Below are 12,608 nucleotides of genomic sequence, written 5' to 3' on the forward strand. Positions count from 1 at the left end.
TTGGCTAGTGCAGTGGGGCGTAGCCTAGCATGCCAGGGATGACTGGGTGATATTTTAGTCTGCCTGCATTACCTGATTGCGGCCGTCGCCTTTGGCTCGATACATCGCCTTATCGGCCCGCTCAAATACCTGATCGAGGGTGTCATCCTGGCGGAAATCGGTAAAACCGATCGAGATCGTGATGGTGACGCGTTCATTCTTGAAGTGAAATGGACTGTTTTCAATGCCGTTGCGCAGCTCTTCAAGAACGGTAGCGGCTTTTTCCACGGTAGTGCCAGGCATGAGAATCACAAACTCCTCACCGCCAAAACGACCAATGAAATCAGACTTGCGCAGGCGCCTGGACAGCTGCTGGGCGATCAGTCTCAGCACCTTGTCCCCGGAGAGGTGGCCAAACTGATCATTCACCCGCTTGAAATGGTCAACATCGAGCATCACCAGCAGCAGCTCACCACCATAACGCTGCCAGCGCTCGTATTCCTCTTCCATGCGCTTTTCCAGGCCCGCTCGGTTGGGCAAGCCGGTCAAGGTGTCTATTAGTGCGCGTTCGCGCTGCTCTTCCAGATGATTGCGGAAAGTGGTTGCCTCGATTTCCATTACCCGGATGCGATCAGTCATTGACTTCAGCTGTCCAGCCACCTGCTCTTCACGGTCAGTGTGGAGGCAGCGTGATTCTTCGACGTTCACTAGTAACGCATTAAGCTTGGTTTCGACATTAGCCTTGAGGGCTTCCAGATTGGTGGCATTGCTCACGTCGCTATGCAGACCTTTCACCTGATCACGAATCGTTCCTTCCAGTGCCTTGCCCGCCTCAAGCGAACCGGTATAGGCCACGTGAGCCTGTTCGAGATTGCCATGGAACTGTGCCAATCGGCTATTGAGTTGTTGCAGGTACAGTTCAAAGTCCTGTTGACAGCTTTGTTGAGCACCCAGAACCAGCGTTGACAGATCATCCAATGCGGCGGCCAGCTCGTACCAGTTGAGCCCTCCGGAGATGCGTTCACGTAACTGATCGGCCTGTAGGCGTTGTTTGTCCAGTATCTGCAGCTGAGTTAGAACGTTGATTAATATTGTTTCGATATGGGCCGCAGCCTGGGAATAGTTTTTTTCCTCCCCGCTCAGATTACCAACAACTGAAGTGCCTTCAACGCACTGCTCGTCGTCTTCGGTTTGCTCGTGAGCCCACTCAATGTCGGGGATCAGGGCGTCGTGCCCCACAATGTCGGCCGCTGGCGCCTCGGGCTCAGAAAGCCCATCTGTTTTAGCCGGCTCGAGTAGCCCAGGAATCTTGTCCGCCGGGGCGCTCGCGGGTTTGAAAAGACGCGCAAGAAATCCGCCAGAGCCATCCGTAGCGGGCGCTTTCAATACATCCGCCTGCGCACTGACAATATCGGCAATCAGGGTCTGGATACTTGAGGTGTATTCGATAGGCGTACCGATTCGACGGGCGAGCTTTTTTAGTGTGGCGTTGATATCGCTGGGTAAATTACGCTGCTGAAGCTGGCGTACGAGCATTCGAAGCGAGGTGCCTATCTGGCGCAGGCGTTCTTCGCGAGCGTTGTCGGCGGCCAGGACCGCACGCTCAAGGTCGGGCATCAGCTCGGTCAGCAGGTGGGGAGGTGCGTCGCTGCGTAGGGCATTGCGCAACTCTTTCAGGCGCTTGTCGAGCAATGGGTCCAGGCCGTCGGCGGCGATACTGACCCTTACTAGAGCACGTTTGAGCAATTCAGGCTCGAAGGAAGACTCGGAGGCCGATGCTTTATCTGCGCTGCCAGTCGTCCGGACGATATTGTGAGAATCGGTCATGAGTGCACCTGCACACGGGGTACCGAAAGATTATATTGAAAAGGGGGGCTCTGGCTAGGATCCGTTCAGGTAGGTTGCGAGCCCTTTCTGATTTTTGTCGCGCACAGTTCCGGGGGGAGGCGAATGTGCATCGCTACCGGTAAGTGGTCTGAGATGGGTTGAGCGAGTACATCAACCTGTTCGATGCTGAGGCTGGGGCTGATCAGGATGTGATCCAGTACGCGCGCAGGCTTCCAGCTGGGATAGGTCCCTGGGAGGCTTGCAGTATGCAACTGGCTACCTTTAAGGGGGGAATGTTCGAGCAAATCCTCTGCGTGGGTGTTCATATCGCCCATCAGCACGACATGCTTGTGGTCAGCGATACGCTCGCGGATATAGGCAAGCTGATTTGCCCTGCCACGTGTACTCAGGGCCAGATGCATCATCACTACCAGCAGGGAATTCTGACCCTCACCAAAACTGGTCAGAATCGCACCCCGCCCAGGCAGAATACCAGGCAGCTTGTGGTCTTCAAGATAGTCTGGGGCGAAGCGACTGAGCAAACCATTGGAATGCTGGGCAAAACGACCAAGATTACGATTGAGCTGCTGATACCAATAAGGAAACTGGCCTTCCCGGGCCAGATGTTCGACTTGGTTGAGATAGCCTGAGCGCAGGCTTCCGCCATCGACCTCCTGCAGGGCGACCAGATCAAAATCACTGAGCACCCGTCCGATCTGACCAAGGGTGTTATGCCGCCCAGCGGCCGGCAGCAGATGCTGCCAACTGCGAGTCAGGTAATGCTGGTACTTCTGGGTGTTGATCCCTACCTGAATATTGAAGCTCAGGAGCTTGAGAACGTCGGGTAGCGGGTCCCCGTGGGCGGTGCAAAGCTCATTTGTCTGCAAATTCCCCGGCAACATCTGTCCGTGTAGGGAGCGCCGACGGGGAGGATTTCCGGACTTGGCCATAGGCTTGTCTCAGAGGGTCTGGCGTTCGCGAGCAATAAGGAATTCGGCGACTTCAAGCATGTTATCGAAGCCGCCAACCATGCCGCCTTCGATGCGGTACTTGCCATTAACAATCAGTGTCGGGACGCCCGTTGCACGATAGGCTTTTGCCAGACGTCCAGCCTCTGACAGCTTGCTGCGTACCCCGAAAGAGGACCATGCTTTCTCGAATTGCTCTTCAGTAATGCCGTAGGGTTCGAGAAATTTGATCATCTCTGCTTCGCTGGCCAAACGCTGTTTTTCGATATGAATGGCGTTGAAAATGGCCTTGTGGGTCTCTTCCAGCTTACCGAGGCTTTGGACAGTGTAGAACAGTTGGGCGTGAGTATTCCAAGTGCCCCCGAACAACGCAGGCACCTCGCGGAAAGAGACGTCGTCCGCCAATCCCTTCTTCCACTCATCGAGTACAGGCTCAAACTGGAAGCAGTGACCGCAGCCGTACCAGAAAAGTTCGGCTACCTCGATCTTGTTTGGGTCCTGGGTCGCGGCGGGTGAAGCCAGTTCAATGTAGTGTTCGCCTGCTTTGAAGTTGGCTGGCGCGTCTGCTTCCTGAGCCTGAAGCAGAGTAAAACTACTCATTAACCAGATTAGCCCTGCTGTGATTAATATGCGCATGTTTCATTCCCTGTGTTGTTTGTCATGATGCCGACTTCAATGGGACAGGTCGGTACCCGAAAGGTTCATCGATTGGGGCCCTGCACTGGCCTTTCTACTTAACAACAAAAAGGGTGACCTAAGCCACCCTTCAAGTGAAATCCGCAGATATGCCCGGCAATATAGTCAGGTTACCGCAGGCCCTGAACATAACTGGAAACTGCCTCGATATCGCGATTGCTCAGGCGCCCGGCGATGGTGCGCATAATCATGGCGTCGCCATCATTGTTACGCACGCCTTCGCGGAAATTGGTCAGCTGCGTTGTGATGTATTCCGCATGCTGCCCGGCAAGACGCGGGAAACCCGCAGGGTCATTACCCTTGCCGGTAGGCGAATGACAACCGGTACAGGCTGGTAGACCGGTTGCCAGATCGCCGCCACGGTAGATCTCCTGGCCGCGGACAGCCAGATCGGCATCAGCGACGCCCATTGTTGGTACCTGAGCATCATAATAAGCAGCGATGTCACGCAAATCTTGCTCATTCAATGGGTCAAGGATGCCTGTCATCTGTACGATGACGCGGCGGCCTTCCTTGACATCCATCAGCTGCTTGTACAGGTACTTTTCGCCCAAAGCGGCTAGCTTGGGGAAGCTGGGCATGACGCTGTTGCCATCACCGCCGTGGCAAGCGGCGCATGTAGCGACCTTGCCTGCACCGGCTTCAGCGTCACCCTGAGCTGCATGGGCCGCACCGGCCATACCGAGGGTCAACACCAGACTAATGAGTAGTTTATTCATCGGTTAATCCAATTACGGCTGAAAGAGGGGCAAATCTGACCTTCCGGCTTTATCGCCGTGTTAAACCGGACAGCTTGCCTCGTTTATCCCGAACGTGACATCAGAGCAACGCAGCGGAACGTGGTGTCCCATGCTATCCGTCGCCTAGAAGCGACGCAATGTCTAGAATGTCGCAGTAAGCTTTCGCGATATAAAACCGCAGCAGTATATACTAAGCTGATGCCCAAGGTGAATGTCATCAGCCAATCGACAGTAGCATAACGGATCTTCTCATGCCCTCAGCAACACCCCTTGTATCCCTCTGCCAGCAAGCCACTTTTATCAAAAGCGCCAGCCAGGTCGAGCAGTGCCCCCTCGACCGTGGTTACGAGGTCGCTTTTGCCGGACGCTCGAACGCGGGCAAGTCGAGCGCATTGAACACGCTGACCCATGCCCGCTTGGCCCGGACCTCGAAGACGCCCGGTCGTACCCAGCTGATCAACTTTTTTGGCTTGGATGAACAGCGGCGGTTGGTCGATTTGCCCGGTTACGGCTACGCGAAGGTTCCGTTAGCGCTAAAAGAACACTGGAAGGAACACCTCGACGCCTATCTTACGGGTCGGGAGTCGCTGGCTGGACTGGTATTGGTGATGGATATTCGCCATCCCCTATCGGACTTTGATCGGATGATGCTTGAGTGGAGCGATGTAACCGGTCTGCCGGCCCATATTCTGCTCAGCAAGGCCGACAAGCTCGCCTACGGAGCGGCCAAGAACGCGCTGTTGAAGGTGCAGACTATCGTGCGCAAGGAATATGGCAACCGGGCCACTGTGCAGCTGTTTTCCGCACCCAAGCGTCAGGGTTTGGAGGAAGCCTACGAGATACTCGAGAGCTGGCTCTTTACCGACGAAGATGAGGAGGAGCAGGAATCAGTGCCGGGCGATAACGACGCATAATTTCCGGGACTGAATGACAGACAAAAAAAACTCCGGATCTCATATGGGGAGGGAAGATCCGGAGTTCAAGAATCGGGCTGTGCTAAGAAATATTCGCCCGACATTCTGCCAACACTAAATCACATCTAGAAAGATGAAAGGCTTGACTGGCCATTCATCTGTTTCGACCTAGCATCACTTGGTTAAGTTCAAAGCTTTGATGAGAAAAGAGGATTTATTTTTCATTAGTGCGCTTCGTCCCAGTTATTGCCTACGCCAACGTCAACCACGAGCGGTACATCCAACTCGGCTGCATCGGCCATATGCTGCTTTAGCCCCGCACTTACTTGCTCAACAAGATCCTTTCTGACTTCCAGAACCAGTTCGTCGTGTACTTGCATGACCACACGGGCGTCGAGACCTGTCTCCGTCAGCCACTGCTCTACGCTGACCATTGCCCGTTTGATAATGTCCGCAGCGGTACCTTGCATCGGCGCGTTGATCGCGGTGCGTTCGGCACCTTTGCGCATGGCCTGGTTCTTGGCATGGATTTCGGGTAGATACAGGCGGCGACCGAACAATGTTTCGACATAGCCTTGTTCTCCAGCCTGGGCCCGGGTGCGCTCCATATAGTCAAGCACGCCTGGGTAGCGGCTGAAGTAGCGGTCGATATACGCTTGAGCCTGCTTGCGGTCGACATCAATTTGCTTGGCCAGGCCAAAGGCACTCATACCGTAAATGAGACCAAAATTGATGGCCTTGGCGCTGCGCCGCTGATCCATTGAGACGGCGTCAAGCTCGACGCCGAATACCTCGGCCGCGGTTGCCTTGTGCACATCCAGGCCATTTTTAAAGGCATGCAACAGGCCTTCGTCCTTGGCCAGGTGAGCCATAATGCGTAACTCGATCTGCGAGTAGTCGGCCGCCATCAGCTTGTAACCCTGGGGCGCAATGAAAGCTTGACGAATACGGCGACCTTCCGCGCTGCGGATAGGTATATTCTGCAGGTTAGGATCCGACGAGGAGAGTCGGCCGGTGGCCGTGACAGCCTGATGGTACGAGGTATGAATGCGCCCTGTACGGGCGTTGATCTGCTCGGGCAACCGATCGGTATAGGTGCTTTTCAGCTTGCTCACCGTTCGGTATTGCATGATGACCTGTGGCAGCGGGTAGCCCTGCTCAGCGAGCTCAGCGAGGACCGCTTCGGCGGTGGAAGCCTGGCCCTTGGCTGTTTTGGATATGACTGGGATCCCCTGTTTTTCGTAGAGGATGACGCCCAGCTGTTTTGGCGATCCAAGATTGAATTCCTCCCCGGCCAGTTCGAACGCCTGGCGCTCCAGCGCGACCATTTTTTCACCCAGTTCCAGGCTCTGGATCCCCAGTAGATGTGCATCAACCAGTGTGCCGCAACGTTCTATGCCGGCCAGTACCGGTACCAGGGGCATCTCGATATCCTGCAACACGCTGGCTAGCGTGGGTTGGTCAGCCAGTTTGGCCCAGAGTGTCTGGTGCAGACGCAAGGTGACGTCGGCATCCTCGGCAGCATAGGGAGCCGCCTGTTCAAGGGCTATCTGATCGAAGGTCAGCTGCTTGGCGCCCTTGCCCGCGATGTCCTCAAAGCGCGTCGTCCCATGGCCCAGGTATTTCAGCGCCAGACTATCCATGTCGTGACGTGTCGCAGTGGAGTCCAGTACATAAGACTCGAGCATGGTGTCGAATGCGACACCATGAACGTGGATGTCGTAATGGGCCAATACGTTGATGTCATACTTGGCGTGCTGTGCAACCTTGGGCTTGTCGGCGTCTTCCAGGAGCGGTTTGAGAGCGGCCAGTACACGGTTAAAATCGAGCTGTTCGGGCACACCCATGTAGCTGTGCCGCAGGGGGATATAAGCGGCTTCGTATGGGCTCACGGCTAGCGAGATCCCTACCAGCTCGGCGAGTTGGGCGTGGACGCTAGTGGTTTCAGTGTCGAAAGCGAACAGGGGTGCATTCTTTAATTTTTCGAGCCAGCGCTCAAAGTCGTCCCAGGCAAGAATGGTTTCGTAGTGAGGCTCAACCTGCTTTGTATGCTTTGGCACCGCACGTGCCATCCCTGCGGCCTTGTCTTCCCGGAGCAAATCGTCGATCCAGCTCTTGAATTCCAACTCCCGATACAGTTCAACCAGTACTTTTCGGTCGGGCTCGCGGGGCATCAGCTCGTCGGCGCGCAGTTCCAGTTCGACATCGATCTTGATGGTTGCCAGCTGGTAGGACAGGTAAGCCATCTCCCGATGCTCTAGTAGCTTTTCTGGCAGCTTTTTGGCACCGCGGATAGGCAGTTCGGGCACCTTGTCGAGGTTGGCATAGATCAGATCAAGACCACCGCCTATACCGGCGACAAGGCCTACCGCGGTCTTTTCCCCGACGCCGGGTACGCCGGGAATATTGTCAGACTTGTCGCCCATCAGCGCGAGGAAGTCGATGATGCATTCTGGCCCGACGCCGAATTTTTCTTTTACACCCGCAATGTCCAGCACGGTGCCACTCATGGTATTGACCAGCGTTATGTGCTCGTCGACCAGCTGTGCCATGTCCTTGTCACCGGTCGATATGACCACGGGACAGCCCGCAGCGGCGCTCTGTCGTGCCAGCGTACCAATCACATCGTCTGCTTCGACACCGTCGACGCACAGCAGCGGCAGCCCCAGTGCGCGCACACACGCATGCAACGGCTCTATCTGCCCGCGCAGGTCGTCAGGCATGGGTGGCCGCTGGGACTTGTAGTCTTCGAATAAGTCATCGCGAAAGGTCTTGCCCTTGGCGTCGAACACCACCGCGAAGGGGCTGTCGGGATATTGCCGGCGCAGGCTGTTGAGCATGTTGAGCACGCCCTTGACCGCTCCGGTGGGTTTTCCGTTCGAGGTCATCAGTGGCGGCAGAGCATGAAAGGCTCGGTACAGGTATGAAGAACCATCAACCAGAATGAGGGGGGCTTGATCAGTCATGCTTCAGGTCAACTTTCCGTGGCTAAAAGAGTCTAGAATGAGTGGGTCGCAATACAATAGTCACATCACAACAGGACAAGACTATCATGATACGCACACTAGGCCGCGCATTGGCCGTTACCGGTCTGGCGCTTGTTATGAGCCAGGCAGTAATGGCTCAAGCCCCTGTTACCGCTGAGCCGGATGTTGTCATTCGTCAGGAAGGTAATCGTACCGTAGAGGAATACCGGGTAAACGGCTTTCTTTATGCGATCAAGGTTATCCCCAAGTCAGGCCCGCCCTACTATTTGGTTGCAGTGGATGACGAGGGCAACTTCATGCGCTCTGATCAGCCCGAGGGTATGCGTATCCCTTCCTGGAAGATATTCGAGTGGTAGGTTGAGCCCATGTCCGTATTCACTCCTCTCAGCCAGAATGAGCTGAGCGCCTTCCTTGAGCCGTTCGGACTAGGTCGGCTGGTGTCGTTCGAAGGTATTAGTGCAGGCACCGAGAACAGCAACTTCTTCGTCAGCTGTGAGCAGGGTGAATTCGTTCTGACACTTATAGAACGGGGCCCTGTAGATGATTTGCCATTCTTCGTCAGCTTGCTCGATTGCCTGCATGCAGCCGATCTTCCTGTGCCATTTGCTGTGCCGGACCAAGAAGGACGTAAGCTGCATCGGTTGAATGACCGTCCGGCGCTTTTACAGCCGCGGTTGCCCGGAAAGCACGTAAAGGTGCCCAATGCGCGCCAGTGTCAGGAGCTTGGCAAAGTATTAGCGCAGCTGCACGCAGCCACTAGCCGCAGTGATCTGACTCGTCAGAGTGACCGGGGCCTGGCCTGGATGGAGCAACAAAGCCGTGAGGCGCTGGACGAACTGGACTCACCTGAGCGTGAGCTTGTTGAGCCACTGGGCTCCGTGATGCAGCGCCTGCTGACAGACCGCCCGCCGTTGCCGAAAGCGATTTTGCATGGGGATTTGTTCCGCGATAACGTGCTGTTCGAGGGGCCCAACCTGACTGGTTTGATTGATTTCTATAATGCAGCCAGCGGTTGGGCGCTTTATGATCTGGCGATCTGCGTCAATGACTGGTGTCTCGACGAGCATGCTCATCTTAATCCGCAACTGGCCCAGGCCATGCTTGCGGGTTATGCGTCGCAGCGGCGGTTTCTCGCGGTTGAGGCAGCGCACTGGGCCGATATGTTGCGTTTGGCTGCTCTGCGTTTCTGGCTGTCACGGCGGATCGCAGCGGCCACTCACCAGGATCAACCCGGCGTGCTGGTAAAGGATCCAGACCACTTCATGCAAGTGCTGGAAGGCCACCGTGAGGTGGCCGTGCAATTACCGCTCGCGCTCTGATCAGAGCGTTTCCAGACAATCGGCCAGGGTACCTGCGATAGCTTCTATGGTCAGCGCGTAGCCCTCGGGGCCGATATCAATGGCGTCGCCCAACGGATCCAGAACGCCTATGCTCACGGGCAATCCCTGGGTCAGGCTGTTGACCAGTCTGGGGGTGAACTGTGGTTCGGTGAATACGCAGCTCGGGCCGGCAGTCTGCAATTGCTGGCGTAACAAATTGACGTGTCGCGCGCCCGGCTGCACCTCGTGGGAAAGGCTGAAGATTCCCCACGGACGCACTCCGTAGTAATCCTCGAAGTAGCCGTAGCCATCGTGGAATACAAAATAGGGTTTGTCTTTCAATGGAGCCAGGCGCGCTTGCAAGGCTGTGTCCATGGCGGTTAGACGCTGCTCAAAGGTCGCCAGATTGGACTGAAGCAAGTCGATTTGTTGCGGATACAGCTCTGACAGGTCGGCAGCCATCTTTCGGGCCACGATTCTGGCATTGGTCGGTGACAGCCAGATGTGCGCATCGAGACTGCCATGGTTGTGGTGGTCACTATGCTCCTGTTTGCTGGTTGTCGATTTCTGCTCTGGCTGGAAGTTGTGTGACTGTAGCTGCTCTCTAACGGCCATTTTTGGAACATGCAACAGGGCAACAGCATTGTTCTGGCGCTCAAGAATATCCTCCAGAAATAGCTCCAATTCAGGTCCAATCCAGTAAATGCGCTCCGCTTGTGCCAGTGCGAGCCTGTCGGAGGGACGCAGCGCGTAGGTATGTGGTGATGCCCCGGGCTCCATCAGTAGCCCGGGGTTGTCGATGCCATGCATCACCGCTGCAGCTATCTGTTGAAGGGGTTTGATCGTGGTCAGCACCCTGGGTGATTCCGCAGCCTGGGCAGGGGTCAAACCCAGCCAGCACAGCAGGCAGAAAAATACGCGCAATCGCATGGTCATACCTCCGGATATAATATTGTTATATGATAACAGCACTAAGACTGTTGCATAGATACTCTTCAAAGGCCGCCCCGCGATGTCAGACCCGAGCATGCCGAACGATCCTCACCAACCCCACGACCACAGCGCGTGCGTCAGCGGCGCGCTGGAATCTGCCGAAAACCTGTGTGAGCGGGCCGGGGTCCGCTTCACCGCGCTGCGCAAGCGCGTTCTCGAGCTGGTCTGGGCCAGCCACAAGCCGCTTGGTGCCTATGACATACTCGATACTCTGGCCCGTGAAGATGGCCGCCGCGCTGCTCCACCGACGGTATACCGTGCCCTCGATTTTTTGTTGGAGCAGGGTTTGGTGCACAGAATCACGTCGCTGAATGCTTTCATGGGTTGTTCCAGCCCAGAACACCGTCACCAAGGACAGTTTCTGATTTGCCGCCAGTGTCACGTTACGATCGAGCTCGATAGTGCCGGGATTCGTCAGGCCATAGCGAACAGTGCCGATACCGCGGATTTTCAAATCGAGGCTGAAACAGTCGAAATTACGGGTTTGTGTGCATACTGTCAGGCGGCAGCATGAGCGATCCGTTACTGGAACTAACCCATGTCAGCCTGCGTCTGCAAGGCAACATGATCCTCGAGAACGTGAGTTTGACCGTCAGACGTGGCGAAATAGTGACGCTCATTGGTCCCAACGGTGCAGGCAAGACCAGCCTGGTGCGCGTGGTGCTCGGATTGCTCAAGGCTGACTCAGGATCTGTGGTGCGAGAGCCGCGGCTGCGAATCGGCTATATGCCGCAGAAGCTGCAGGTGGACGCCAGTCTGCCCCTAACGGTTCTGCGTTTTCTGCTGCTCTCACCCGGTTCTTCCCATGGGCAGGCGTTGACCGCATTGGCAGATGTGGCAGCAGCCCATCTATCCGACAGGCCATTGCAGCAGGTGTCTGGCGGGGAGTTGCAGCGGGTGTTACTCGCCAGGGCGTTGTTGCGAAAGCCTGACCTGCTGGTGCTGGACGAGCCGGTGCAGGGTGTTGACGTCAACGGCCAGGTCGAGTTGTACCAACTGATCAACACGCTGCGCGATCGCTATGGCTGCGGCGTACTGATGGTATCCCATGATCTGCACCTGGTCATGGCGACTACCAATACGGTGGTCTGTATTAACCGCCATGTTTGTTGTTCCGGACATCCGGAGCAGGTCAGCACCGATCCGGCTTTCCTTGCCCTGTTTGGCGAGCGTGCCAGTGCGCTGGCGGTCTACAGCCACCATCACGACCACGCCCACGATTTGCACGGCGAGGTGGTTGAAGGGGCCCCCCACGAACACCGACACGGACCCGATTGCGATCATGCCTGATTTTCTGCTTTATGCTCTGCTAGCGGGGCTCGGTCTGGCCATCACTGCAGGCCCGTTGGGCTCGTTTGTGGTGTGGCGACGCATGGCCTACTTTGGCGACACGCTCGCCCATTCCGCGTTACTTGGCGTTGCGCTGGGTATCCTGCTGGAAATCAATCTGACGGTTGCCGTTACGCTGGGCTGCGTTCTACTGGCCGTATTACTGGTGGCACTGCAGCACAAACAATGGCTGGCTAATGACACGTTGCTGGGCATTCTGGCGCATAGCACCTTATCTTTGGGTCTGGTTGTACTGGCTCTCTCGGATAATGTGCGCGTTGATCTGATGGCCTATCTGTTCGGCGACTTGCTGGCGATTGCTCGCGTTGATCTTTACTGGATGCTGGGTGGATTGTTGCTGGTCAGTATCGTACTGGCCTGCCTTTGGCGCCGACTGCTGTCGATCACAGTGCACGAAGAGCTGGCGCGGGTCGAAGGACTGCCGGTGACGGCCATCAGGTTGGCGCTGATGTTATTGATCGCTATCGTGATCGCCGTCGCGATGAAAATCGTTGGTGTACTGCTGATCACCTCGCTGCTGATCATCCCTCCCGCAGCTGCCCAGCGTCACGCCCGAACCCCCGAGCAGATGGCGGCGAGTGCGAGCCTGATAGGCTGTCTGGCAGTACTGGGCGGCCTGGCCTTGTCGTGGCACCTGGACACACCCGCAGGTCCGTCGATCGTGGTCTCTGCTGCCTTGATCTTCATGCTGTCCGTATGCGTACCGCGGCGGGCCTAACTGTCTGTCAGCTCTGGCGTTTCACCGAGCTGTTACATCTGCTGTAACAGCTGGGCGATCCCGTTGTTCCATTTCTCGGATAGGCTGGCATCGACACAGACCAATGAGCGCCCTGCT

General features: G+C 56.2%; 12 protein-coding genes. 6 read left to right on the forward strand and 6 right to left on the reverse strand.

Going from position 1 to position 12,608, the window contains the following annotated elements; all coding sequences use genetic code 11:
- Positions 1-54 precede the first annotated feature (54 nt).
- From ACJAXR_RS09655 to ACJAXR_RS09670, 4 genes are all read right to left on the reverse strand, one after another.
- Complete coding sequence (locus ACJAXR_RS09655; RefSeq protein ID WP_415058049.1) at positions 55-1,806, reverse strand: GGDEF domain-containing protein; 1,752 nt, start codon at positions 1,804-1,806, stop codon at positions 55-57.
- 65 nt (positions 1,807-1,871) lie between these two features.
- Entirely contained in the window at positions 1,872-2,708 is an 837-nt protein-coding gene (locus ACJAXR_RS09660; RefSeq protein WP_415058215.1) for an endonuclease/exonuclease/phosphatase family protein, read from the reverse strand.
- A 57-nt stretch (positions 2,709-2,765) separates the two neighbouring features.
- Complete coding sequence (locus tag ACJAXR_RS09665) at positions 2,766-3,410, reverse strand: thiol:disulfide interchange protein DsbA/DsbL (protein WP_415058050.1); 645 nt, start codon at positions 3,408-3,410, stop codon at positions 2,766-2,768.
- A 170-nt stretch (positions 3,411-3,580) separates the two neighbouring features.
- Positions 3,581-4,189: a c-type cytochrome gene (locus ACJAXR_RS09670; RefSeq protein ID WP_415058051.1), complete on the reverse strand. Its 609-nt coding sequence runs from the start codon at positions 4,187-4,189 to the stop codon at positions 3,581-3,583.
- Between the two features lie 272 nt (positions 4,190-4,461).
- Between ACJAXR_RS09670 and yihA the strand changes: the two genes are divergently transcribed.
- Positions 4,462-5,124, forward strand: a complete 663-nt coding sequence (gene yihA, locus ACJAXR_RS09675; RefSeq protein WP_415058052.1) for a ribosome biogenesis GTP-binding protein YihA/YsxC — start codon at positions 4,462-4,464, stop codon at positions 5,122-5,124.
- Positions 5,125-5,348: 224 nt separating this feature from the next.
- On the opposite strand, the gene polA is transcribed toward yihA, so the two are convergent.
- Positions 5,349-8,090 carry a DNA polymerase I gene (polA, locus tag ACJAXR_RS09680; RefSeq protein ID WP_415058053.1) on the reverse strand — a complete coding sequence of 914 codons (2,742 nt, stop codon included), beginning with the start codon at positions 8,088-8,090 and terminating at the stop codon, positions 5,349-5,351.
- 89 nt (positions 8,091-8,179) lie between these two features.
- Here polA and ACJAXR_RS09685 point away from each other — a divergent pair, with 89 nt between their 5' ends.
- Both ACJAXR_RS09685 and ACJAXR_RS09690 read left to right on the forward strand, forming a co-directional pair.
- The gene (locus ACJAXR_RS09685) at positions 8,180-8,467 is read left to right on the forward strand and encodes a DUF2782 domain-containing protein (RefSeq protein ID WP_415058216.1); all 288 of its coding nucleotides are present in this window, start codon (positions 8,180-8,182) and stop codon (positions 8,465-8,467) included.
- A gap of 9 nt (positions 8,468-8,476) precedes the next feature.
- Positions 8,477-9,430 carry a homoserine kinase gene (locus tag ACJAXR_RS09690; protein ID WP_415058054.1) on the forward strand — a complete coding sequence of 318 codons (954 nt, stop codon included), beginning with the start codon at positions 8,477-8,479 and terminating at the stop codon, positions 9,428-9,430.
- Here ACJAXR_RS09690 and znuA read toward each other — a convergent pair whose 3' ends face one another.
- Positions 9,431-10,360, reverse strand: coding sequence for a zinc ABC transporter substrate-binding protein ZnuA (gene znuA, locus ACJAXR_RS09695; protein WP_415058055.1), 930 nt, complete (start codon positions 10,358-10,360; stop codon positions 9,431-9,433).
- An 82-nt stretch (positions 10,361-10,442) separates the two neighbouring features.
- Between znuA and ACJAXR_RS09700 the strand changes: the two genes are divergently transcribed.
- From ACJAXR_RS09700 to znuB, 3 genes are read left to right on the forward strand one after another with little or no spacing between them, the layout of a single operon-like run.
- Positions 10,443-10,937: a Fur family transcriptional regulator gene (locus tag ACJAXR_RS09700; protein ID WP_415058056.1), complete on the forward strand. Its 495-nt coding sequence runs from the start codon at positions 10,443-10,445 to the stop codon at positions 10,935-10,937.
- Positions 10,934-11,713: a zinc ABC transporter ATP-binding protein ZnuC gene (gene znuC, locus ACJAXR_RS09705; RefSeq protein ID WP_415058057.1), complete on the forward strand. Its 780-nt coding sequence runs from the start codon at positions 10,934-10,936 to the stop codon at positions 11,711-11,713. The genes ACJAXR_RS09700 and znuC overlap by 4 nt, the downstream gene beginning before the upstream one ends.
- Positions 11,706-12,491, forward strand: a complete 786-nt coding sequence (znuB, locus tag ACJAXR_RS09710) for a zinc ABC transporter permease subunit ZnuB (protein ID WP_415058058.1) — start codon at positions 11,706-11,708, stop codon at positions 12,489-12,491. Before znuC ends, znuB begins: the two co-directional genes overlap by 8 nt.
- The last annotated feature ends 117 nt before the right edge of the window (positions 12,492-12,608 follow it).

Origin of the sequence: Halopseudomonas sp., assembly GCF_047631575.1 — a bacterium.
In the GTDB taxonomy this organism is placed as follows: Bacteria; Pseudomonadota; Gammaproteobacteria; order Pseudomonadales; family Pseudomonadaceae; genus Halopseudomonas.